Source organism: Chromobacterium sp. LK1, from assembly GCF_001043555.1.
GTDB lineage: Bacteria > Pseudomonadota > Gammaproteobacteria > Burkholderiales > Chromobacteriaceae > Chromobacterium > Chromobacterium aquaticum.
In genome coordinates, this window is sequence record NZ_LDUI01000011.1 from 114,878 (window position 1) to 137,118 (window position 22,241).

A 22,241-nucleotide genomic window follows, 5' to 3' on the forward strand; every position below is an offset into this window, starting at 1 on the left:
AAGGGCTCTCATGTGGCACTCGCTGCTAACCCTGATCCACAAAGAACTGCGAGCCCTGCTGTCCAGCCCGCAGAACCGCCGGCTATTGATCATGCCGGTGCTGCTGCAACTGCTGCTGTTTCCGTTTGCCGCCACGCTGGAGGTCAAGAACAGCACGCTGGCCATCTACAACCAGGATGGCGGCGCCGCCTCCATCGAACTGTCCCAACGCCTGGCCGCCGCCCACGTGTTTCCGCGTCTGCTCAATATCCGCAGCGAAGCCCAGTTGCGCGACGCCATAGACCGCCAGCAAGCGCTGCTCGCCATCCGCATTCCGGCGGACTTCTCGCGCCGCCTGGCCCAGGGCGCCGCGCCGCCGCTGCAGGCCGTCATCGACGGCCGCCGCTCCAATAGCGCGCAGATCGCCTTCGGCTACGCCCAGCAAATCGTCGCCCAGTACGCGCGCGAACTCAGCCCCGCGCCGCCGCCGGCCCAGTTGCTGGTTCGCCATCTGTACAACCCCAATCTGGAATACCGCTGGTTCGTGCTGCCCAGCCTGGTGGCCATCATCACCACCATAGGCTGTCTGATGGTCACCGCGCTGTCATTAGCGCGCGAACGCGAGGAAGGCACTTTCGACCAATTGCTGGTCACTCCGCTGACGCCCGGCTACATCATGGCCGGCAAGGCCGTGCCCGGCATGCTGGTGGCCGCGCTGCAAGGCAGCGTCATTTCCGCCGCCGCGGTATGGATCTACCAAGTACCCTTCGGCGGCGGCATCGCGCTGCTCTATCTTTCCATGCTGTGCTACGGCCTGGCCCTGGCCGGCTGCGGCCTGCTGATCTCGGCGCTATGCGCCAACCAGCAGCAGGCCTTTCTCGGCGTGTTCGGCTTCATGGCCCCGGCGGTGATTCTGTCCGGCTATATGGCGCCGGTGGAAAACATGCCCTGGCCGCTGCGCGCGCTCAGCGCCGCGGACCCGCTCAGCCATTTCATCATCGTGATCAAGGGCCTGTTTCTCAAAGGCTACAGCGCGGCCGAGGCCTGGCCTCATCTCTGGCCGCTGCTGCTGATCGCCGCCGTCAGCCTTGGCCTGGCCTACCTGATCTTCCGTCAAAGGAGCGGACAATGAATTCATCCCGCCTTGCCGTTTCTCTGTCGCTCGTCCTGCTCGCCGGCTGCGCCATCGGCCCCGACTACCGGCCGCCTACCCCAGCGCAACTGCTGCCCGCCGTCAGCGCGGAAACCGAGCCGGAAGCCGCCGGCTGGTGGCAAGCCTTCCAGGACCCGGCGCTGAACCGCCTGGTTGGCGCCGCGCTGCGCCGCAGTCCGGACCTGGCCAGCACCGACGCCAATATCCGTCAGGCGCGCGCCGCGCTGGAGATCAACACCGGCGCGCAATGGCCGCAGCTCAACGCCAGCGGCCGCGTCAGCCGCGACCAGCTGAGCCGCCGCGGCGAAGCCTTGGCCAATATCCCCTTCGCCAATCCGCAAACCCTGTTCACCGACTACCGCGCCGGCTTCGACGCCAGTTGGGAGCTAGATTTGTTCGGCCACACCGCCCGCAGCGTGGAAGCCGGCCGCGCCCGGCTGGACGCCAGCCGGGAACAAGCCGCCGACGCCGCCTTGCGCGTGGCCGCAGAAACCGCGCGGCTGACGCTGGACTACCGCTACTGGAGCCTGCGCGCCGACAACGCCGCCGCCCAGGTCCGCTGGCGCGCGGAGCTGGCGCGGCTGAGCCGGCTGCAAGTCCAGGCCGGCCTGGCCGACGCCGGCGCACTGGATCAGGCGGAAACTGAAAGGCTGCGCGCCGACGCGCAGCTGCAGCCGCTGCTCGCCGCCCGCCAGGCCGCGCTCGCCGCGCTGGGCCCGCTGACCGCGCTGCCGACGGAACAACTGCGCGCGCTGCTGGACGCCGCCGCGCCGGAGCCTCCACTGCCAGCCGCGCCCGCCGCCGGCCTGCCGTCGGAATTGCTGCTGCGCCGGCCGGACCTGCGCGCCGCGGAACGACAGCTGGCCGCCGCCAGCGCCGACATCGGCGTGGCCACAGCCGAGCAGTATCCGCGCTTCAGCCTGCTGGCCAGCGGCGGCTGGGACAGCGTCCGCCCCGGCGACTTCGCCTCCCAGGCCAGCCGCTACTGGAGTTTGGGCCCGCAACTAAGCCTGCCGCTGTTCGCCGGCGGCCGGCTGCAAGCCCAGGTCAGGGCGCGCGAGGCCGGCTACGACGCCGCGCTGGCGCAATACCGTAAGGCGGTGCTGCAAGCGCTGGCCGATGTGGAAACCGCGCTGCTGCGCAACCAGGCCGGCCGCATCCAGGACGCGCGGCTGGCCGAGGGAGAAGCCACGCTGCAACGCCAGCTTGGCCACGCCCGCCAGCGCGTCGCCGTCGGCGAGGCCGCGCAAAGCCACGTATTGGAAGCGCAGTTGCAGCTCGCTGTGCTGCGCGAACAGCGGCTGGCCGCGCGGCAAACGCTGTCCGCCGACCTGATCGCGCTATACAAGGCACTTGGCGGCGACACACCATCCGCCGAGCCACCACGCTGAACCCACCCCCGCGCCGCGTTTAAGCTGCGCTTAAGTTTGCGGTGTTCCAATCACCTTAATCCCCTATCACAAGAAAGGACTAAGGCGATGAACCCTAGACTTCCCGTGCTCAGCCTGCTGCTGTTCGCCAGCGGCGCCTTGTACGCCGCCGCCAGCCTGTGGCAAAACGGCCTGCCCGCCAACTACTGGCAATGGCGACACGAACTGGTGCTGCTCAGCGGCGTGCAATTGATGGCCGTGATGAGCGCCGCCATGCTGCTGGCCACGCGCCCGCGCTGGCTGGAACCGCTGCTGGGCGGCCTGGACCGGCTCTACGCGCTGCACAAGCGCCTGGGCATCGCCGCCGGCCTGCTGCTGGCGGCTCACTGGCTGATCAAGCTGTCGCCCAAGCTGATGCTCGCTCTGGCCTGGGTCGCCCCGCGCATCAAGAGCGGCGGCGGCGGCAAAGACCCGCTGGTTTCGCTGGCCAAGGACGTGGGCGAATGGGCTGCCTGGGCGGTGCTGGCCATGGTGATCCTGGCGTTGCTGCGCGCCGTGCCCTATCGCTTCTGGCGCAAGCTGCACCAGCTGTTCGCCCCGCTCTACCTGATGGGTGCCTTCCACGGCCTGATCCTGATGCCGGCCGAGATGTGGGCGCAGCCGGTGGGCTGGCTGCTGGCCGCGCTGATGCTGATCGGCTCCGGCTGCGCGCTCTACTCGCTGGCCGGCCGCATCGGCAAGCGACAACAATACGCCGGCCGGGTGCAGAGCATCGAAGCGCTGCCAGCCGGGCAGTTGGAAGTGATCTGCCAGATGAAGGCCTGGCCCGGCCACCGCGCCGGACAATTCGCGCTGGTCAACTTCGCCGCCCATGAAGGCGCCCACCCCTTCACCATCGCCAGCGCCGACCATGGCGACGGCCGGCTGCGTTTCATCATCAAGGCGCTGGGTGATTACACCCGCCGCCTGCCGGCCGAACTCCAGATCGGCCAGGCCGTCACCGTGGAAGGTCCTTACGGCCGCTTCCAGCCGCGCGGCGGCGCGCGCCAGGCCTGGGTGGCCGGCGGCATCGGCGTCACCCCCTTCCTGGCCTGGCTACAAAGCCAGGAATTAGCCGACAGCCAACTGGACGTGGATTTCTACTACTGCGTGCGCAGCCGCGGCGAGGCGGCGCGGCTGGAAGAAGTGCGGCAAGCCTGCCATCAGCACGGCGTGCGGCTGCATCTGATCGAGAGCGAGGCCGGCGCGCGGCTGGAAGCCGGCATGCTGCCGGAAGTGGACGAGGTCTGGTTCTGCGGCCCGCAAGGCTTGGGCGAGGCGCTGCGGCGCGGCCTGAAACAACGCGGCGCGCAGGCGCCGGTTTTCCATCACGAGGCCTTCGCGATGCGCTGACGCAAAACGGGCGTTCCGACATGCGGAACGCCCTTCATACCCTCAGGCAAGCCGCTACAAGGCCGCTGGGGCATCACCAACTTTAACGCGTGGCGTAGACGCTGCGCCTCCCCTGCTCATCAAAACTCAACACCTGATAGGACTGCTTGCTCGGCCCCTCCATCCCAGGGCTGCCCATCGGCATGCCCGGCACCGCCAGGCCGACGATCTTGGGCTTGTCCTTCAGCACCTTCTTCACCAGATCCGCCGGCACATGGCCTTCAAACACATAGCCGCCGATCTCGGCGGTATGGCAGGAACGCAGATCCGCCGGCACTTTCAGTTTGGCCTTGACGGTGGACATATCCGCCTCGTTGCGGCTTTGCAGCGCCACGCCGTTCTTCTGCATATGCTCGGCCCAGGCGGTGCAGCAGCCGCAATACGGGTCTTTATGCATCAGCCCATCGGCGGCGGCGGCAAGCGGGGAGATCAGGGAAATGGCCAGCGCGGCGGCGGCCCAGTGCAGACGTTTGTTCATGAAACACCTTCCAATGCATCGAATGATATGAACCGCCGCGCCTCAGGGCGCGGGCAGCGGACAAGACAGGATCACTCAAAACATTTGCGGCGGGCGCTCCGGCGGGGCGGGGATGAAACCGGACCATACCGCCTCGGCCTTGGCCTGCAGCACCGGGCGGATCGCCTGCAAGGGCAGGCTGGGCACCGCCGGCCACGGCGCGGCCGGCAACTGGCAGCAAGCGGCGGCCTGGGCGGCGCTGGCCGGCTGGGTATGGCAAGCCGCGCCATCATCCGCCATCCACACGCAAGGCGCGCTGGCAGCCACGCGTCCGCCCATGCTCCAGCCGGCCTGCGGCAAGAGCAGCAGACACGTTAGCAACAGCAGCAAGGGCAGGCGGAGAGACATTGATTCAGAGACACGCGTGAGCCGGAACAGGCGTGGGACTGGCAGCTAACACCTTGGTTCCCAAATGCTTGCGGTATTTCTTGCGTCCCGCACAAAGTTTGAGCCACATCATGTTTCTGCCGGATCGCGGCCCTCACCTCCAAAAACGCCACAATCAATAACGATTCGCATTTGCGTTCTCATTAATTCGGTGGGATACTTGTGGTCCCATTTGACATTCCTTGCGCAAACAAAAAGCCAACGGCATGCACGGAGCGCCGACCCAGCCGGAACGCGGATCAAATGGGCCTCGTTCATGTGATGATTTTCTGGTATCCACGACAATGAAAACCTTTGACTCCGCCGCCCGTCACGGTGTGCGCCTCGCCCTGCTCTCCGCCGCCGTCTCCGCGCTCTACCTGCCCGCCGCCCACGCGGCGGAAGCCGAAGCCACCCTGCCCTCGGTAGTGGTGACCGCCACCGGCTATGAGCAAAAAATCAAGCAGGCTCCGGCCAGCATCTCGGTGATTACCCGCGAAGATCTGGCGAAGAAACCATTCACCAATCTGACCGATGCGCTGACCGATCTGGAAGGCGTCAGCATCAATGGCTCCGGCCCTGGCGACAAGGACATCGCCATCCGCGGCATGCCCGGTGAATACTCGCTGATCCTGGTGGACGGCCGCCGTCAAAACACCCGCGAAACTCGCAGCCGCGGCACTGGCGGTTTCCAGCAATACCAAATCCCGCCGATGGAAGCGATTGAGCGCATCGAAGTGGTGCGCGGCCCGATGTCCTCGCTATACGGCTCCGATGCCATGGGCGGCGTGGTCAACATCATCACCCGCAAAGCGCCCAAGGAATGGCATGGCTCGACGACGCTGGGCGGCACCATCACCGAACATTCGAACGAAGGCAACACCGGCCAGAGCAGCTTCTGGCTGGGCGGCCCGCTGATGAAGGACCTGCTGTCGCTGCAAGTCTACGGCGCGATGAATAATCAGGCCGAAGACAATATCTACTACAGCAAGAGCGGCGACGGCGGCAAAGTCGCCAGCCATGTGGCCGACATCAATGCCAAGCTCAGCTTCACCCCGAACCAGGATCACGAGATCACCTTCGAGGCTGGCCATAATGAGCTGCGCAAAACCACGACACCGGGTAAGAGCGACGCAGTAATTTCGCGCGGCAAACCAAACAAGAAAAATGACTATTTTGACGTCCGTGACCACTGGAGCCTGAGCCACAACGGCAAATACGGCAATGTGCGCTCCAATGTCTCCCTGTATCAGGAAATCGACAAGCCCAGCCACTCGCTTAATAACGTGGACGACGGCACAGGCCTGAAGCTGAGCAATACCACGCTGGACGGCCAACTGACCTTCCTGCTGGATCGCAACACCGTAAAAATTGGCACCCAAGTTGGCCAACAAGTCGGTTCCGGCATGCGTGCTCAAGAAGCGATTGTGGGCTTCATCGGCCCAGCCAACCCGGACAAAATCACCGTCAACACTTGGGCACTGTTCGCCGAGGATAGCTTTGAAGCCACCGACAGTCTGACCATCACCGCCGGCGGCCGCGTCGACCACCACAGCGTGTTCGGCACCCACTTCACCCCGCGTGTTTATCTGGTTGAACACCTAAGTCCGCAATGGACGCTGAAGGGCGGTATCGGCAAAGGTTTTAAAGCGCCGACTATCCGCCAGAGCACTGACGGCTATTGCATGCGTACCGGCGCCGGTAACGAGGCTGGTATTCTGTGCGGCAACTCCAAGTTGAAGCCGGAGGAAAGTACTTCTTACGAAGTTAGTCTGCACTTTGACAATGAGAGAGGCCTGAGCGCCAACGCCACCCTGTTCAATAACGACTTCAAGAACAAGGTGGTCAGCTACGGCACGGACAAGTTCTCCAACCAGTACGCACCTGGCACAGACCCAGTCCGCATCTACATTTACGACAATGTGGACTCGGTCAACATCCGCGGCCTGGAACTGTCCAGCAGCTGGGCCTTCATGCCGAAATGGACGCTGTCCGGCAACTACACCTACACCAAGTCCAAGCGCGAAGGCGGCAAGGAAACCAGTTTCCTCGGCCAGTCGCTGAATGGCATGCCGCTGGACAAGACACCGGAACACGCCGGCAATGTGAAGCTGGCCTGGGCGCCGATGGAGAAACTGGACCTGTACACTCGCCTGAACTTCGAAGGCAAGCAGTACTACACCGGCTTCCGCAATGGCGCCAACGTGGCTCGCACCCGCGGCGGTTCCAGCACCTGGGACTTTGGCGGCAGCTACAAGCTGAACAAGAGCTTTGACGTCAACTTCGCCGTGTACAACCTGGCCGACCGCACCGTCGCGATCGACAATCGCGGCCGCTACGATGGCCTGGACGGCAACTGGATGGTCGACGAGGGCCGCCGCTATTGGCTGACCTTGACCGGCAAGTTCTAAGCCGCACCCTGACGGCCCGTCCCCGGACGGGCCGGAAACACCGCACGGCAGTTGCTGAATCCGCCGGATTCGCCAACTGCCTGTTCCCGTTTTTACGATTGGAGAATTGATGATGTTGAGCAGCCGCGCCCAATTGACCACGCCCAATGCCGACAAGGTGCTGTACAAGCTGTGCAAGCACTACGCGCTGAAAGTGCCCGTCGAGTTCGACAGCCACCAGGCCCATGTGCACTTTCCGATCGGCGAATGCCGGATTCAGCGTCAGGACGACACCCTGGACATGATCTGTGCCGCCGACGCCGCCGACAAGCTGGCCAAGATCGAATTCATCATGGACGAGCATCTGGGCCTGATGGCCAAGACGCCGGACTTGAAACTGGACTGGGCCAAAACCGAATAAGACGCCAGCCCGCCCAGCGGCGTTTTCCAGGGCGCGCCGGGCCTGCCCGGCCGCTCCCGTTTCTGTATGATGCTTGCCACCCGCTCCACTGCCAAAGCCTGTCGCCCCGCCCCTACGGCGGGCTTTGACAGCGGAGCCGTATCGCTCAAGGAATCACAATGAAAACACTGTTCTCCCGTCTGCTGCTGGCCGGCGCGCTGGCCGCGGCCACGCTGGCGGCCCAAGCCGCCACCGTCACCGACATCGCCGGCCGTAAAGTGGAAGTGCCGGCCAAGGTCAACCGCATCCTTCTGGGCGAAGGCCGGCTGTTCTACGCTCTGGCCCTGCTGGAAGGCAAGCAGCCCATCGCCCGCATCGCCGGCTGGCAGGGCGACTTCCGCCAGCTGGACCCGCAAACCTACGCCCAGTACAAGCAGCGCTTCCCCGCCATCGACCAGATTCCGCTGATCGGCAAGACCAGCGAGAACTCGGTCAGCGCCGAAAAAGTCTTGACGCTGCGCCCCGACATCGCCGTGTTCAGCATCTCCGGCCACGGCCCGGGCCTGAACAACCCCATCGTGCAGCAATTGCAAGCAGCCAAGGTGCCGGTGGTGTTCGTCGATTTCCGCAACGCGCCGCTGGAACACACCGTGCCCAGCCTGCGCATCATGGGCAAGGCGCTGCAGCGCGAGGCCGAGGCCGAGCGCTTCATCCGCTTCTACCAGGGCAAGATGGACGCCATCCGCAAAGTCGTCGCCGCCATCCCGGCGCAGCAAAAGCCCAAGGCCTTCCTGGACCTGCGCGCTGGCGCCTTCAGCAATGTCACCAGCGCCGGCCGCGGCAGCCTGGGCGAGCTGGTGGACGCCGCCGGCGGCGTCAATATCGCCGACAAGCTGATTCCCGGCGCGGTGGGCGAAGTGAATATGGAGCATGTGCTGGCCAGCAATCCGGATCTTTACATCGGCACCGGCACCGCCGACGCCGCCGACAAGACCGGCATCCAGTTCGGCGCCAACATCAGCGCGGCGCAGGCGCAGGCCTCGCTCAAGCGCACCGCCGCGCGCAGCCCGGTGGGCGCCTTGCGCGCGGTGCGCGAAGGCCGTACCTTCGGCGCCTGGCACCACTTCTACAACACGCCTTACCACATCGTGCTGCTGGAAGCCTTCGCCAAGGAGCTGCAGCCGGCGCGCTTCGCCAAGCTGGACCCGGACGCCAGCTGGAAACAGCTGCACCGCGACTTCCTGGCCATAGAGCCGCAAGGCACTTACTGGGTCAAGGGCGTTAAATGAGCAGCGAAACCATGACGCTTTCCGCCGCCATGGTGGCGGCGGACTACCGCCGCACCCTGCTGCGCCGGCTGCTGCTGGTGGCCGTGCTGCTGAGCCTGCTCGCCGTCTCGCTGACGCTGGACGTCACCACCGGCGCCAGCGGCATGCCGCTGACCGAGTTCTGGCAGACGCTGTGGCACCCGGCCGCCGCCGATCCGGCCACCGAGGTGATCGTCTGGCAGATCCGCCTGCCCTATGCGCTGATCGCCATCGCCGCCGGCCTGGCGCTGGGCCTGGCCGGCGCCGAAATGCAGACCGTGCTGCACAACCCGCTGGCGGACCCCTTCACCCTGGGCCTGCAGCCGGCGGCCGCCTTCGGCGCGGCGCTGGCCATCCTGCTGGATGTCAGCCTCCCCGGCATCCCCGGCCCGTGGATGCTGCCGGTCAACGCCTTCGTGTTCGCGCTCGGCTCCGCGCTGCTGCTGGACGTGGTGGCGCGCTGGAGCAATATGCCCACCAGCGGCGTGGTGCTGTTCGGCATTGCGCTGTTCTTCAGCTTCAACGCCCTGGTGTCCCTGCTGCAATTCGTTTCCACCGCGGACTCGCTGCAAGACCTGGTGTTCTGGCTGATGGGCAGCCTGTCGCGCGCGGACTGGCCCAAGATCGCCCTGCTGTTCGGCGCCTTCGCGCTGATCCTGCCCTGGTCGCTAAGCCAGTCCTGGCGGCTGACCGCGCTGCGCCTGGGCGAAGACCGCGCCGCCAGCTTCGGCATCAATGTGCGCCGGCTGCGGCTCAGCTCGCTGCTGCGCGCCAGCCTGCTCACCGCGCTGGCGGTGGCCTTCGTCGGCACCATAGGCTTCATCGGCCTGATCGCGCCGCATATCGCGCGCCGGCTGGTGGGCGAGGATCACCGCTTCTACCTGCCGGTGAGCGCGCTGACCGGTGCCGCCATCCTGTCCATGGCCTCGGTGGTGACCAAGAACCTGGTGCCCGGCGTCATCGTGCCGGTGGGCATCGTCACCTCGCTGGTGGGCATCCCCTTCTTCATCGCCATCGTGCTGCGCAACGGAGGCCGCCAATGAGCTCCGCCCTGTCCATCCATCAACTCTCGGTCAGCTACGGCAAGCGCCAGGTGATACGCGCGCTGGACGTGCCCTGTCTGCGGGCGGGCGACATCACGGCCTTGCTGGGCCCCAACGGCAGCGGCAAGTCCACCTTGCTGCGCGCCTTGGCCGGCCTGCAGCACAGCAGTGGCGACGTCCGCCTGGACCAGCGCGCGCTCAGCCGCCAGCGCGGCGAAGTGGCCTATCTGCCGCAGACCCTGCCGCCCAGCGTGCATCTGTCGGTGTTCGAATCGCTGATGGTGGCCGGCCAGGCCACCGCCGCCGGCCTGTCGCGCCGCCACGACGACCAGCAAGTGTTCGCGCTGCTGCAATCGCTGGGCATCGAGCAACTGGCGCTGCGCTACCTGGACCAGTTGTCCGGCGGCCAACGCCAGCTGGTGGGCATCGCCCAGGCGCTGATCCGCGAACCGGCGGTGCTGCTGCTGGACGAGCCGCTGTCGGCGCTGGACCTCAACTACCAGTTCCACGTGATGGACCTGCTGCGCCGCGAAACCCGCCGCCGCGGCATGGTCACCGTCATCGTGCTGCACGACCTGAATGTGGCGCTGCGCCACTGCGACCGGGTGCTGATGCTGAAGGACGGCGCGCTGCAAGCCAACGGCGCGCCGGACGAGGTGATAGACAGCCAAAGCCTGCGCCGCGTCTACGGCGTCAGCGGCCGGGTGGAGCGCTGCTCCCAGGGCGTGGCGCATGTGCTGGTGGACGGGCTGCACAGCGGTTTGCGCTGAGAACCTGTTCATAATCTGCTGCGCTGCGGCGATACGGCGTTGAAAACAGCTTCGAAATGCTCATGTACCACTTGTACATTCCGCTTTCTCAGCTGTTTTCGCCTTGTCTCGCTCTTGCTCGCGAGATTTTGAACAGGCTCTGAGAGTCTGTCAGATGTCTGCTGCGAACGGCCGAGGCCCCCGACGATACGCTCGCCGCCTCGGCCGTTTTCATTGCTGGCGCGCCTCAAGCCTTGCAAAACCCCAACGCCGGATGGAAGCGCCAGCCATTGTCCGATTGCGGCAAGCTCAGCCCGCCAAAGCGCCGCGCGCAGGCCTCCAGCTCCATGCCCAGTTCCGCCGCCAGCTCGGCCAAGGCCGCCGGATAATCGCTGACGCCCCAGGGCCGGATATTCGGCTGTGTCAACGCCGCGTCCGGCACCCGCTGGTTCAGGCTGGCCTCCACCGGCGTGAAATGCGGCGGCTCCGGCCAGGGCCGGCTTTCCACCCGGTGCAGCGCGTAATCCTCCCCGTCCTCGGAGGGCAATAACAACAAGTCCAGCTCCGGCTCGCCGCCAGCGCGGAAAGGCTGCTGCTGCGCCAACACTCCGCTGAGCAGCGCCTGCGGCTGCTGCCAACAGCTATACGCGCCCAAGGGCGCGATGGCCTGACCCTCCCGCCCCGGCCGGCTGCTGGCGGCCTTGGCCTGGCCGGCCGGCGACATCATCTGCGCCAGCCGCGCATGCTCCAGGTGCGACAAGCGCCGCTTCGGCTGCAAGGGCTCCGGCTGCACGATGCGCGGCCGCGCGTCCAGATGCCGGTACTCGTCTTCCTCCAGCAGTTCACTCAACAAATGGCTGTCCAAGGCAAACGCCTCGTTCTCGAAGCCCGGCCTGCGGAAGGCCGGCTGGCTGGGCTGTTCCACGCTGCGCAGATTGCACTCGGCAATCAGCACATTCACCTTGTCCCAAGGATCCGGACGGTGGCGGCGCAGCCGGCCGGCCAGCTGGATCAGCGAACGCATCGACGAGGGCTCGACGATCGCCCAGTCGTAATCGTGATCCCGACCCACCTCGGTCACCGGCGAGCCCAGCACGATGAACACATGCTCGCGCTCCGGCTCAGCGTCCAGCTCGCGACGGATGGCCGGCAACGTAAACACCGCTTCAGCTTGCTCGCGGTTCAGCGCCTGGTCCAACTGGCGCTCGATGGCGGAACGCAGCATCAACGGGTATTGCGAGTGGTAGACGCATAAATGCAGCTGCCAGTGCGCCGGCCACGGCAGCGCGTACAAGGCCAGCGCCACCTCGAACAAGGGTTGGATATTGGCCATGCGCACCAGGCCGAAGCTGACCGCCTGGCCGCTGATCGGGTCCCGCTGCTGATTGAGCCGGTGCAAGCGCTCGATAGCCGGCTGCAACTGGGCGGCGAACTCCCGACGCAAGGCCGGCGCCTGCCCCGGGCCAAAGCTCAACGGCAGCAGTTCGGCATTGCGCCGCGCCGGCTGCGTGGCCAGCCAATCGGCGCGCCGGCCGGCGAACTGGCGTTGCCGCCGGCGGAAAGCGTCGACATCGGCGCAGTCTTCCTGGGCCCGGTCCTGTTCATCCACCCAGGCGCAGCACACCGCCAGCGGCCGCCCCGGCTGGCCGCGATTGGCCTGGAACTGACGGCGGCCAGCCAGATAGGCCTCGAACAAGCCTTCGATCAGCGCCGGCGGCAAGGTGGCGGACGACAACAGCAGCCGGCTGCCCAGCAAGCCGGCCCAATGCGCCAGCCGGGTCAGCGCCGGCAAATCCGCCAGGTCGAAATCGTCCGGCTCGTCCAGCACCAAGTCCCCGCTCATCAGCCGCAGCATGGGCGCGATCTGCCGACCGCCGCGCTGGCTTTCCGTCGCCGGCGTCAGATGGTCTATGGTGCACACCAGCAGCGGCGCTTGCAGCAGCTTGGCCGTTTGCGGATCGCGCAGCGCGCGCGACAACAACGGGTGCTCGCCGCCGGCCTCGTAACGCACCTCGCCGCCCTCGTCCCACAAAGCCTGGCGCGAGGCGGAGCCGCTGGCTTCCGCCTGCTGTTGATAGTGTTTGAACAACTGGGTGTTGGCGCTGCCGCCCACGCAGATGGCCAGATCATCCTCGTTCAGGCGCAGCCGCTGGCGGAAGGCCTGACCGGTTTGCAGCGTCAGCGCGCGCAAGCCCAACGCAAACGCGCAACGCAGGCCCAGCGCCGGGTCCGCCAAGGCGTACATGATCCGCGCATTGCCCAGCGTCTTGCCGCAGCCGGTGGACGCCATGTTGACGATGAAAGCGCCCTGCTCCGCCGCCCGCGCGCGCATTCCCGCGGCCAGGTCCGCGGCGCGGTCCTGCCAGTGGAAGCGCCCATCGGCGCTGCGCTGCAGCAAGCGCTTGCGCCGCGACAGCCGCGGCAGCTCGCGCTCAAAACCGGGCAAGGCGCGGCATACCAGGGCGCTCTGCTCCGCCACACCCAGCAAATGCTCGTCCAGCGGCTGATTGAAATCGCCGGACCGGCCATGGGTATTCGCCCACAGCGGATAACCGGCCTGGCCGCGCTTGTGCCGCAGCTGGGCATAATCCAGGCTGGAAAAATGGTGATCCGCCAGCATCAGGCTCAGCCGCGCCACGTGCATCGCGTAAAGATTGTCCAGCCAGCGCGTCTCGCCACGCGCGGTCAGGCGCGCGGCCAGCTTGTCCGCCAGCCGCGCGGCGCGGCGGCTCCAGGCCGGCGTGTTCACCGGCAGGCCCTGCGGGAAACGCCAATACGGCGCCAGCTGCGCCGGCTCGGCCTCCGTCTCCCGCCATTCGTTCCAGCGCGCGTCGATATGAGCCGGAATATTCAACAGCATGCGGCTTTGAAAGCCCTGCAGCTTGCCGCCCAAGCGGCATTGCCGCTCCTGCTCGAACTCCGGCATCAGCGGCAGCCGGTGATGCGTCAGCACCAGCCAGCCCACCGCGGCGGCCAGCGGCGGCAGACGGGAAAACGGCGGTTCGCACGCCTTCCCCATGCCGTCCGCCTGCAAACGCGCCAGCCAGCTGGCATGGTCCCGAGCCGTCGGCTGCCGCAAGCGCGCCAGCCAGCCGGCGTCGTCGTCATCGCCGACAAAGGCCTGAAACAAGCGTAGCGACACCCACTCATGGCGGTAGAGATTGCGCTCGCTCCGCTCGCCGCGCAGCCGTTGCTGAAACGCCTGGCTGGCCTTGCCCAAGTCGTGCAGCAAGGCCGCCAGGCCGGCCAGCAGCTGGATGTCCTCGCCGCTGTGCCAATCGTTCTCGTCCGCGCTGCGCAGCACATTGCGGCGGGTGCTGTGCGTGGGCGTGGCGCCGTCGGCATTGAAACGGCTGGCGTCGCCGACGATCCACAGCAGCTCGCTATGATCCTGGCCGCGTATCCAGTGGCAGGCCACCGCGGTGTTCTTGCGCGCGCTCTGGCGCAGCAAGCGCCGTAGCGTGTCCAGCCCGGCCTGGGTGATGGGCGTTTGCCAGACGCGGTCGCCGCGGCGCTCGGCGAACTGGTCCAGGATCTGCCGGCTGCGCGTCAGCGCCTTCTTGTCGCATTGCGAAATCAGCAGGATATTCATGCCGCCCGCCCCCGCCGCTCGGCAATGTCCTTCAAGGTGTCGATGATGAAATCCAGCGCCTCGCCGCGGGTCAGCACCTCGATGCAGGCCTGGCGGAAAGTCTGCTCATCGTCGCCGCGCATCGCGGAGACAAAGGCCTGCGGCAGAATCAGCGCGTCCTTGACCAGATCCGCCGCGTCGAACACCAGCCCGCCGCGCCGGGTCTTGCCGTGCAACACCGCCAGGCCGTGCGGCAAGCCCAGCACCCAGGCCGCGGTGGCGCCCAGGCCGTAAGCCAGATAATTGCCGTGATCCAGAAAAGCGTTGGCCGGGTCCGTGCCGGCGCCGCGCTTGGCGCGGCTGAAATCGCCATAACCAGTGGCCTGCGCCGCCAAACGGAACAGCAACTTGGTCAGCCGCGCCTCCTCGGTCAGCAAATGCGCATGGTCCGGCGCCAGGGCGATCGCCTGGCGCGAAGCCTGCAAGGCCGCCTCCAGGCCGGCCTCCTCCACCACGAAACCGGCTTCGCGCAAGGCGCGGCTGCCCAGCCAATGCCGCTGCAAGCAGCCCAGCCGCGCCAGCTGCACATCCTTGGCCGCAGCCAGCCGCTGCGCGTCGTCAAACCAGAAACGCACCCAGTACTGCAGATACTCGGTGGGCCGGTACTCGCTTTGCGGCGCAAACCACGCCGCCTCCTGCTCCAGCTCATTAGCGCTGAACAAGGGCGTGCCGCCCCCGCCGCAAAACCCCACCATCACCCCAGCCTTGGCCAGCTCCCGCATCGCAGCCTGCGTCACCGAGGTGCCAGTGCCCAGCAGGATGCAACTAGTGTTGGCGATGGGGATATTCCAATACAGCGAAGCCTTGCCAGCGTCGGTGACGTATTCCACCCGCCCGCCATTGACCAGCACCCGGCAGTGCTGCAGATAGTAAAGATTGGCGCGCTTGGAATGCAGAATGGTCTTGAGATCGGACGGGGAAAAATCGGACATGGCGATACCTTCGGGATGGAACGCGACAGCGCATCTTGCCATGAGCATGAATAATGGGACAGCCGGCGCGGACTACCCTTTTTTTCTGCCCCCTGGAGCCAACATTTAAAAACAATGACTTAGCGATAAGCTGAAAATTTGGGTCAAAGCCGAAAGAATCGCTGCAAATGCCCACGCCATAAGGACTGTGGGCGGTGTAGACTCTAGTTCACTGCCGGATAGGCAGCTTAGAAATATCCGGCATTTGGCCGTCTCGCGGGCAAGAAGTTCACTGCCGGATAGGCAGCTTAGAAACTGAGGCAATGTATATTATGTCAAATCGCAGAAGTTCACTGCCGGATAGGCAGCTTAGAAATAAAGCGTCGCTGACGCTCAGCGTTTGTTAATGTTCACTGCCGGATAGGCAGCTTAGAAACCGAAGAACAGCGCCAGCACCCCGATACCAGCGTTCACTGCCGGATAGGCAGCTTAGAAATCAGTGCCCGTCGCCACCACTTTGCCGTCCTTGTTCACTGCCGGATAGGCAGCTTAGAAACAGATGGGCACCCTTCTTTTGTCGGGTCCATCGGTTCACTGCCGGATAGGCAGCTTAGAAACTAGAATTTCTGGCCAAGCTGATAGCCGTGGATGTTCACTGCCGGATAGGCAGCTTAGAAAAAGAAGGAAAATCAAACCGCGGCCAACAGTTTGTTCACTGCCGGATAGGCAGCTTAGAAACAAATCGGGAAAGGCGGGAGAATGCCGTCATTGTTCACTGCCGGATAGGCAGCTTAGAAATGGGCAGGGACGAACGCAGGTCAATGCCGCGCGTTCACTGCCGGATAGGCAGCTTAGAAATCTTCCGTTGACGATGAAGAGGCTGCATACAAGTTCACTGCCGGATAGGCAGCTTAGAAACGAGCGCATGGTGGTGTGCGCCGACTTCCTCAGTTCACTGCCGGATAGGCAGCTTAGAAATGTTCAACCTGGACTTTGAACAGACGATTGCGGTTCACTGCCGGATAGGCAGCTTAGAAATGTCCTTTTGTACAGGTTAATAAAACGCAACAGTTCACTGCCGGATAGGCAGCTTAGAAATTGGCCAGCTGCTTGCATGGCTACACAGTTGCGTTCACTGCCGGATAGGCAGCTTAGAAATTGTCTACCGGCTTGAGCAAGACAACGTGGGAGTTCACTGCCGGATAGGCAGCTTAGAAAAAAGACAGCCTGAATTAACAGAAAGGCATTCAGTTCACTGCCGGATAGGCAGCTTAGAAATCTACAACCCCCGGCATGCTGTATTCATCCGGGGTTCACTGCCGGATAGGCAGCTTAGAAAGCCAGCCTCGATACACTCACGAACGAAATCACGTTCACTGCCGGATAGGCAGCTTAGAAAAGTCGACAATGACTTGCAGCCAGTTGTTCGTCGTTCACTGCCGGATAGGCAGCTTAGAAACAGAAAGCACCCAGAAAAGCGATAAGGACAAAAGTTCACTGCCGGATAGGCAGCAAACAAAACGCCCCTGATGGGGCATTTTTCTTGATCAGCCGCCTGAACAAAGCCACTCCCAAAGGATAAAATATGCCAATAAAATCACCAAAGGAGTGGCCGTGGAATACATTGACTACGTCAATCAGGCATCCAAGCTGATCTCGCCCCTCACCGCCATCTTCCTGGGCGCGCTGCCGGTATTGGCCATTCTGTTCGTGGTGCTGCGCACTCAGTCCTACCACATTCCCTTGACGCTGCTATGGCGCATTGTGGGCGGCAAGAAGGAGATCAACGACAAACTGCTGGCGGACTTTCTGGATGAAAGAAACGCCATCATGAAGTTCCGTACCCTGACCGGGCTTAAGATCCGCACCAAGCAAGAGATGCTGGCGCTGATCCAATGGGCGGCCAAGCACAATGAGGATATTGATGACGTCAAACGCTGCGGGCATTACTTCAAGCTCAGCGAGCCCGGCAATATCACCTCGCCCAACAGACTCGGCAGCATAGCCCTACTGCTAGCGGTTTTCGCGCTGGGCATCGTCACCGCTGGCATGGTTGCCAGCACTGGCATAGACGATGGGCTTTATACCACCACGAAAAGCAAGACCTGGTTCTTTGCCAGCAGCCAAAAAACCATCACCGGCTTATGGGGCAATAACAAAATCAGCGAAAGTGACTGCGCCAAACCCACGCTTCCCGCCACGGGTTTCTCCCCGGGCGACGCCCAGATTTTTTGCAAATTCTTCAAGCAGGCCAATTACCCCAAAGTAATCAGCGACAGCGTATCAGAGCAACGCATGCTGTTTTTGTTTCTAAGTGCCTATGTCGGTGTCTTCCTGTTTATAACCGTGCGGTTCTTGCAACGCCGTATCAGTGCGAAGGAGATGATTGATCGTCAAAAAGCACGTCACTGAGCCTCTCCCCGCCACAGCGGAGATGACCACCCCGCTCCCGGCAAATCATACGCAAGCAGTCCCTGCTGCCAGCGAATGAACAGCCTGACAGCATAGACAAAAACGCCGCTCACCCAAGGTGAACGGCGTTTTTCCTCAAACCGGCGCGGCTCAAGCCAAACGCCGCGCCAACTCCTCGCCTATCCTTCTCATCGGCTCCGGATCGCTCATGCCGAAGTGGTCGCAGTCCAGCTCCACGCACTCCAGCTTGCCGCCGAGGAAGGGCCGCCAGTCTTCCGGCTTGGGCGCGTCTTCCGGGTGGATGCCGGCGCGGAACAGCAGCACGTCGCCGTCGTAAGGCGGGGTTTGGCTGTCGCGGAACAATTGCATGCCGTGCAGCGAGGCCTCGCCCAGCCGTTCCAGCGCGGCGCGGCCCAGCGGCGCCAGCGGGCTGCCGGGGCGCAGCAGGCGTTGGTAGATTGCCTCGTTGTCCAGCGGCTGGCCGTTCTCGTCGGCGTCCACTTCTCCGTTGACGCTGAGCACCGTCACCAGCGCGTCGTGCAATGTCGGTTGCGGCCGGCCCTGCCAGCTGGCGGTCGGATAACTGTCCATCAGCGCCGCCAGTTCCACGGTTTCGCCGGCGGCGCGCAGCTGCGCCGCCATCGCTTGGGCCAGCCCGCCGCCCAGGGACCAGCCCAGCAGCCGGTACGGCCCTTGCGGCTGGACTTCGCGCACGCGGGCCACGTAGTCCGCCACCATCGCGTCGAAGCTGGCCGGCTTGTCGCCGGTGATGCCGGTGGCTTGCAAGCCGTAGATGGCCACGCCGGGCAGGTATTTGGCCAGGCCCAGATAGCACCAGGACAGGCCTTCCGCCGGGTGCAGGCAGAACAGCGCCGGCAGTGCGCCGGGCTGGATGGTCAGCAGCGGCGCGAATTCCTGCCCCTCGCTGGCCGATGGCGGCCGGTGCGCGGCGGGCGCGCTCAGCGCCTGCGCCAACGCCGCCACCGTGCTGTGGCTGAACAGCGCGGACACCGCCACTTCGCGGTTCAGGCGCTGCGCCAGCCGGTTGGCTACCTGGATGGCTTGCAGCGATTTGCCGCCCAGTTCGAAGAAGTTGGCTTGCCGGCTGGGCGGGGTGACTCCCAACACTTGCTGCCACACCTCCATCACCTGGCGCTCCAGCGGGTTGGCATCTTCCGCCGCGGCCGGCGCTTGCGCTTCCATGCCAGCGGCCAGCTGCTTGCGGTCTATCTTGCCGTTGACGTTGCGCGGCAGGCTGTCCAGCCAGCGCCAGTGATCCGGGATGGCCGCCGCCGGCAGCACCTCGGCCAAACGCGAGCGCATCGTCGCCGGTTCCGTCTCGCCGCCGCTGAGGAAGGCGGCCAGGGTATAGCCGCCGCCGGCCAGCGGCAGGCCCACCACCGCGGCCTCGCGCACCTCCGGGCAGGCCAGCAGCGCGTTTTCGATTTCGGCCGGGTCAATGCGCAGGCCGCTGATTTTCATTTCATGATCCAGCCGGCCCAGGAAGCGCAGCTGGCCGTCGCTCAGCCGCGCACGGTCGCCGGTGCGGTAGGCGCGCGGCGCGCCGGGCAGCGCATCCAGCGTTACAAAGCGGCGCGCGGTCAGTTCTTCGCGGCCCAGATAGCCGATGGCCAGCGCCTCGCCCAGCAGGCACAGTTCGCCGTCCTCGCCCTGCGCCACCGGCTGCAGGCGCTCGTCGACGATGACGGCGCGCACGCCGGGGCGCGGCAGGCCGATGGGCACGCTGTCGCTGCCGTCCCACACCGCGCCGGGGCCGGACAGGATGGCGCTGGTGGCGATGATGGAGGCTTCGGTGGGGCCGTAGCTGTTGAGCAGCACGCTGTCCGGCAATAGCGCTTGCCAGCGGCCGGCGCGTTCCGGCAGCGCGGCTTCGCCGCCGATGATGGTCAGCCGCACGCTGGCCAGCTGCGCGGCCAGTTCCGGCTGCAAGGCAAAGGCCAGTTCGTGCCAGAAGGCGGTGGGCAGGTCCAGCACGCTGATGCGCTGGCGCGCCACAGCGGCGGCGAAGGCCGGCATGGATTCCAGCATCGCGTCGGTGCGCAGCACCAGGGTGCCGCCATGGCACAGCGCCAGGAAGATTTCTTCGATGCTGGCGTCAAAATGCAGCGGCGCGAATTGCAGGATGCGTTCGTCGGCGCCGATGCGGTACAGCTGGCCGGCGCTGCTGACGAACTGGGCCAGCGCGCCGTGGCTGACCAGCACGCCGTTGGGCTTGCCGGTGGAGCCGGAGGTGTAGAGCAGATAAGCGGCTTGGCCGGCTTCCGGCGCCGGGTCCGCGGCGGCCAGCGCGTCCTGTTGCGGCGGCAGGTCCAGGCATAGCGCCGGCACGGCGCCCAAGAGCGGACGCCAGGCGTTCAGGGTGACGGCCAGCCGAGGCTGCGCGTCGTCCAGTACCATGGCCAGCCGCGTCGGCGGGCCGTGCGGGTCCAGCGGCACATAGCAGCCGCCGGCCCACAGCGTGGCCAGGATGGCGACGATGGCTTCCGGGCTGCGCGGCAGCACGATGGCCACCCGTTCCTCCGCCTGCAGGCCGGCGGCTTGCAAGCGGCCGGCCAGTTGCAGCACGCGCTGCAACAGCTCGCGGTAGGACAGGCGCTCGCCGTCCTGTTCCAGCGCCGTCGCGTCCGGCCGCGCGGCGGCGGCGGCGCGGATCAAGCTCAATACCTCCCGCGGTTCGCGCTCCAGCGCCGCGCCGTCCAGCACGCTCAGCGGCGGCAGCTCAGGCAGCAGCTCGCTCAACGCGGCGTCCGGCGCGCGGCCGGCCCAGGCGTCCAGCCAGGCCAGCAAATCGTCGCGCAGGCCTTCAAGCTGCGTCTGCGGGTAGGCGTTGGGGTTGGCTTCCAGGCACAGCCGCCATTCGGTGTTCAACAGGCTGAAATTAATCGACACATCTTCCACCGGGCCGGAGCCCAGCGGCAGCACCCGGCTGTCCAGGCCGGCGAACGGCGCGCGGCGGTCGAAAGGCATCAGGTTCACCACCGCGCCGAACAAGCGCTGCTGGCCGCCAACGCGCGCCAGATCGCCGCGCAGCTGCTCGTAGCGATAGCGCTGATGCGGCCGGATCACGCGCAGGCTGTCCGCCAGTTGGCGGCTCAGCTCCGCCGCGCCCAGCTCTTCGTCCAGCCGCAGGCTCAGCGGCGCGATATTCATCGCCATGCACGGCACCGCCAGCGCCGGCGTGCCCAGGCGGTTCATCACCGGCAGGCCCAGGGTCAGCGCGCGGCGGCCGCTGTGCTTGGCCAGCCAGGCGCCCACCGCCGCCAGCAGCCAGGCGCCCCAGTCCACGCCGTGTTGTTTGGCCGAAGCCTGCCAAGCGGCGATCTGCGCCGGGCTCAGCCATTGCTCGGCCTTGTTCACCCCGTCCGCCAGCAAGGCGGCGGGCGCCAGCGTGCTGGCCGCCGGCTGCCGGCCTTGGCGCTGCAACCAGAAGGCACGGTCCTGCGCGCAGGCCTCGCTGGCCTGGTAGTCGTGATCCGCGGCGACGATCTTGTCCAGCGACCAATCCGCCAGCGGCGGCAGGGCCTGCTGCTTGACGCGGGCACTGTAGCGCGCCGCCAGCGCCTGGCTCAGCAGGCCGTAGGCGAAGCCGTCCAGCGCGATATGGTGGGTCTGCAGATACCACCAGTGCCACTCCGGCCCCAACTTCAGCAGCGCGCCCAGATAGAGCGCGTCCCGCGCCGGATCGCACGGCCGCGCCAGCGCCTGAGCCACCCAGGCGCGCGCCGCCGCTTCCGGTTCCGCTTCCGCGCTGAAGTCCAGGCAGGCTATCTCCGCCTGCGCGGCCACCGGCTGCTGCCAAAGCTGGCTGCCGTCAAACTCGAAGCGCATGTTCAGCGCCGCGCAATTGGCCAGCACCTCGGCGGCGCTGTCGCGCAAGGCGTCCAGGTCCAGCGCGCCGCGCAGCTCGGTGGCTTCGGCGGTGAGGTAACTCGGGTTGTCCGGGGAAAGTTGCTGCCCCATCCAGATGCCGTGCTGCGCGGCGCTGACGGGGAGGCGAGAAGCGGTCAAAGTCATAAGAAGGCGTGCCGTTGCGGTTCCATGCCAGCGCTATGATGCGTGGGCAGATCAAATGAGAGCAGCAATCTTACACTATAAATAGGAATGATTATCAATATTGATTCATTCGCTCCAGACGCCGATCAAACCCCTCCATCTGCGCAACAGGCCTCTCCTCGGAGTCAGACATGGGCTTTGCGCAACAGCGGAATCCCGTCTATATTGGATTTTAATCTGATTTAAATCCGACAAATCCAGGAGAATGCCATGTTGCTGGACCGCGCGGATCAAGCGATCTCATCCACCGATCTGCAAAAGAATACCCGCCACCTGCTGGACCGCATCGCCGATGGCCAGCAGGACCGCTATGTCGTCATCCGCGACAACCGCCCCACCGCGGTGATGCTGTCCACGGAGCGCTACGAAGCGCTGATGTCGGAGTTGGAAGACCTGAGAATAGAAGCGATCGCCCAACAAAGGCTGGCCACGCAGCAGCCGGACACGCTGATCAGCCATGCGGAAATGTGCGCGAAGTTTGCCGGCGAAGATTAAGCGCCCCCATCCC

The 22,241-nt window shown here is 65.3% G+C and carries 15 protein-coding genes and 1 CRISPR repeat array; of the genes, 10 read left to right on the forward strand and 5 right to left on the reverse strand.

Going from position 1 to position 22,241, the window contains the following annotated elements; all coding sequences use genetic code 11:
• Nucleotides 1-10: 10 nt before the first annotated feature.
• The 3 genes from VI26_RS06200 (at nucleotide 11) to VI26_RS06210 (ending at nucleotide 3,894) form a co-directional block, all read left to right on the forward strand.
• Nucleotides 11-1,111: an ABC transporter permease gene (locus VI26_RS06200; RefSeq protein ID WP_048408870.1), complete on the forward strand. Its 1,101-nt coding sequence runs from the start codon at nucleotides 11-13 to the stop codon at nucleotides 1,109-1,111.
• On the forward strand, nucleotides 1,108-2,523 hold the full coding sequence (locus VI26_RS06205; protein WP_048408871.1) for an efflux transporter outer membrane subunit: 1,416 nt from the start codon (nucleotides 1,108-1,110) through the stop codon (nucleotides 2,521-2,523). Before VI26_RS06200 ends, VI26_RS06205 begins: the two co-directional genes overlap by 4 nt.
• A gap of 87 nt (nucleotides 2,524-2,610) precedes the next feature.
• Nucleotides 2,611-3,894 carry a ferric reductase-like transmembrane domain-containing protein gene (locus VI26_RS06210; RefSeq protein ID WP_082150911.1) on the forward strand — a complete coding sequence of 428 codons (1,284 nt, stop codon included), beginning with the start codon at nucleotides 2,611-2,613 and terminating at the stop codon, nucleotides 3,892-3,894.
• Nucleotides 3,895-3,976: 82 nt separating this feature from the next.
• Here the strand turns inward: VI26_RS06210 and VI26_RS06215 are convergent, their stop codons facing one another.
• Complete coding sequence (locus tag VI26_RS06215; protein WP_048408872.1) at nucleotides 3,977-4,411, reverse strand: DUF411 domain-containing protein; 435 nt, start codon at nucleotides 4,409-4,411, stop codon at nucleotides 3,977-3,979.
• A gap of 75 nt (nucleotides 4,412-4,486) precedes the next feature.
• Complete coding sequence (locus tag VI26_RS06220) at nucleotides 4,487-4,798, reverse strand: hypothetical protein (protein ID WP_048408873.1); 312 nt, start codon at nucleotides 4,796-4,798, stop codon at nucleotides 4,487-4,489.
• Nucleotides 4,799-5,121: 323 nt separating this feature from the next.
• On the opposite strand from VI26_RS06220, the gene VI26_RS06225 reads away from it, so the two are divergent.
• The 5 genes from VI26_RS06225 to VI26_RS06245 all read left to right on the forward strand — a co-directional run bounded on the left by VI26_RS06225 (nucleotide 5,122) and on the right by VI26_RS06245 (nucleotide 10,726).
• On the forward strand, nucleotides 5,122-7,227 hold the full coding sequence (locus tag VI26_RS06225; protein ID WP_048408874.1) for a TonB-dependent receptor domain-containing protein: 2,106 nt from the start codon (nucleotides 5,122-5,124) through the stop codon (nucleotides 7,225-7,227).
• A gap of 109 nt (nucleotides 7,228-7,336) precedes the next feature.
• The gene (locus VI26_RS06230; RefSeq protein ID WP_227104831.1) at nucleotides 7,337-7,627 is read left to right on the forward strand and encodes a DUF2218 domain-containing protein; all 291 of its coding nucleotides are present in this window, start codon (nucleotides 7,337-7,339) and stop codon (nucleotides 7,625-7,627) included.
• 158 nt (nucleotides 7,628-7,785) lie between these two features.
• A complete protein-coding gene (locus tag VI26_RS06235; protein ID WP_048408875.1) occupies nucleotides 7,786-8,895 on the forward strand; it encodes an ABC transporter substrate-binding protein in 1,110 nt (369 codons plus the stop codon).
• A complete protein-coding gene (locus VI26_RS06240) occupies nucleotides 8,892-9,956 on the forward strand; it encodes an iron ABC transporter permease (protein ID WP_048408876.1) in 1,065 nt (354 codons plus the stop codon). The genes VI26_RS06235 and VI26_RS06240 overlap by 4 nt, the downstream gene beginning before the upstream one ends.
• Nucleotides 9,953-10,726 carry an ABC transporter ATP-binding protein gene (locus tag VI26_RS06245; protein ID WP_019101553.1) on the forward strand — a complete coding sequence of 258 codons (774 nt, stop codon included), beginning with the start codon at nucleotides 9,953-9,955 and terminating at the stop codon, nucleotides 10,724-10,726. Before VI26_RS06240 ends, VI26_RS06245 begins: the two co-directional genes overlap by 4 nt.
• 226 nt (nucleotides 10,727-10,952) lie before the next feature.
• Here VI26_RS06245 and cas3f read toward each other — a convergent pair whose 3' ends face one another.
• Nucleotides 10,953-14,297 (reverse strand): type I-F CRISPR-associated helicase Cas3f, encoded by a 3,345-nt coding sequence (cas3f, locus tag VI26_RS06250; protein ID WP_048408877.1) that lies wholly within the window; start codon nucleotides 14,295-14,297, stop codon nucleotides 10,953-10,955.
• A complete protein-coding gene (cas1f, locus tag VI26_RS06255) occupies nucleotides 14,294-15,268 on the reverse strand; it encodes a type I-F CRISPR-associated endonuclease Cas1f (RefSeq protein ID WP_048408878.1) in 975 nt (324 codons plus the stop codon). The genes cas3f and cas1f overlap by 4 nt, the downstream gene beginning before the upstream one ends.
• Before the next feature lie 205 nt (nucleotides 15,269-15,473).
• Nucleotides 15,474-16,767: direct repeats of the CRISPR family, unit length 28 nt; unit sequence GTTCACTGCCGGATAGGCAGCTTAGAAA.
• Between the two features lie 94 nt (nucleotides 16,768-16,861).
• On the opposite strand from cas1f, the gene VI26_RS06260 reads away from it, so the two are divergent.
• The gene (locus tag VI26_RS06260) at nucleotides 16,862-17,659 is read left to right on the forward strand and encodes a DUF6216 family protein (RefSeq protein ID WP_156183761.1); all 798 of its coding nucleotides are present in this window, start codon (nucleotides 16,862-16,864) and stop codon (nucleotides 17,657-17,659) included.
• Between the two features lie 150 nt (nucleotides 17,660-17,809).
• Here VI26_RS06260 and VI26_RS06265 read toward each other — a convergent pair whose 3' ends face one another.
• Nucleotides 17,810-21,694, reverse strand: a complete 3,885-nt coding sequence (locus VI26_RS06265) for a non-ribosomal peptide synthetase (RefSeq protein ID WP_048408880.1) — start codon at nucleotides 21,692-21,694, stop codon at nucleotides 17,810-17,812.
• A 249-nt stretch (nucleotides 21,695-21,943) separates the two neighbouring features.
• On the opposite strand from VI26_RS06265, the gene VI26_RS06270 reads away from it, so the two are divergent.
• Nucleotides 21,944-22,228 carry a type II toxin-antitoxin system Phd/YefM family antitoxin gene (locus tag VI26_RS06270; RefSeq protein ID WP_048408881.1) on the forward strand — a complete coding sequence of 95 codons (285 nt, stop codon included), beginning with the start codon at nucleotides 21,944-21,946 and terminating at the stop codon, nucleotides 22,226-22,228.
• The last annotated feature ends 13 nt before the right edge of the window (nucleotides 22,229-22,241 follow it).

What these genes read in the sequence shown, in the direction of transcription:
- VI26_RS06200 (WP_048408870.1), top strand. Translation starts at nt 11, where the DNA reads ATGTGGCACTCGCTGCTAACCCTGATCCACAAAGAACTGCGAGCCCTG.
- VI26_RS06205 (WP_048408871.1), top strand. Translation starts at nt 1,108, where the DNA reads ATGAATTCATCCCGCCTTGCCGTTTCTCTGTCGCTCGTCCTGCTCGCC.
- VI26_RS06210 (WP_082150911.1), top strand. Translation starts at nt 2,611, where the DNA reads ATGAACCCTAGACTTCCCGTGCTCAGCCTGCTGCTGTTCGCCAGCGGC.
- VI26_RS06215 (WP_048408872.1), bottom strand. Translation starts at nt 4,411, where the DNA reads ATGAACAAACGTCTGCACTGGGCCGCCGCCGCGCTGGCCATTTCCCTG.
- VI26_RS06220 (WP_048408873.1), bottom strand. Translation starts at nt 4,798, where the DNA reads ATGTCTCTCCGCCTGCCCTTGCTGCTGTTGCTAACGTGTCTGCTGCTC.
- VI26_RS06225 (WP_048408874.1), top strand. Translation starts at nt 5,122, where the DNA reads ATGAAAACCTTTGACTCCGCCGCCCGTCACGGTGTGCGCCTCGCCCTG.
- VI26_RS06230 (WP_227104831.1), top strand. Translation starts at nt 7,337, where the DNA reads ATGATGTTGAGCAGCCGCGCCCAATTGACCACGCCCAATGCCGACAAG.
- VI26_RS06235 (WP_048408875.1), top strand. Translation starts at nt 7,786, where the DNA reads ATGAAAACACTGTTCTCCCGTCTGCTGCTGGCCGGCGCGCTGGCCGCG.
- VI26_RS06240 (WP_048408876.1), top strand. Translation starts at nt 8,892, where the DNA reads ATGAGCAGCGAAACCATGACGCTTTCCGCCGCCATGGTGGCGGCGGAC.
- VI26_RS06245 (WP_019101553.1), top strand. Translation starts at nt 9,953, where the DNA reads ATGAGCTCCGCCCTGTCCATCCATCAACTCTCGGTCAGCTACGGCAAG.
- cas3f (WP_048408877.1), bottom strand. Translation starts at nt 14,297, where the DNA reads ATGAATATCCTGCTGATTTCGCAATGCGACAAGAAGGCGCTGACGCGC.
- cas1f (WP_048408878.1), bottom strand. Translation starts at nt 15,268, where the DNA reads ATGTCCGATTTTTCCCCGTCCGATCTCAAGACCATTCTGCATTCCAAG.
- VI26_RS06265 (WP_048408880.1), bottom strand. Translation starts at nt 21,694, where the DNA reads ATGACTTTGACCGCTTCTCGCCTCCCCGTCAGCGCCGCGCAGCACGGC.
- VI26_RS06270 (WP_048408881.1), top strand. Translation starts at nt 21,944, where the DNA reads ATGTTGCTGGACCGCGCGGATCAAGCGATCTCATCCACCGATCTGCAA.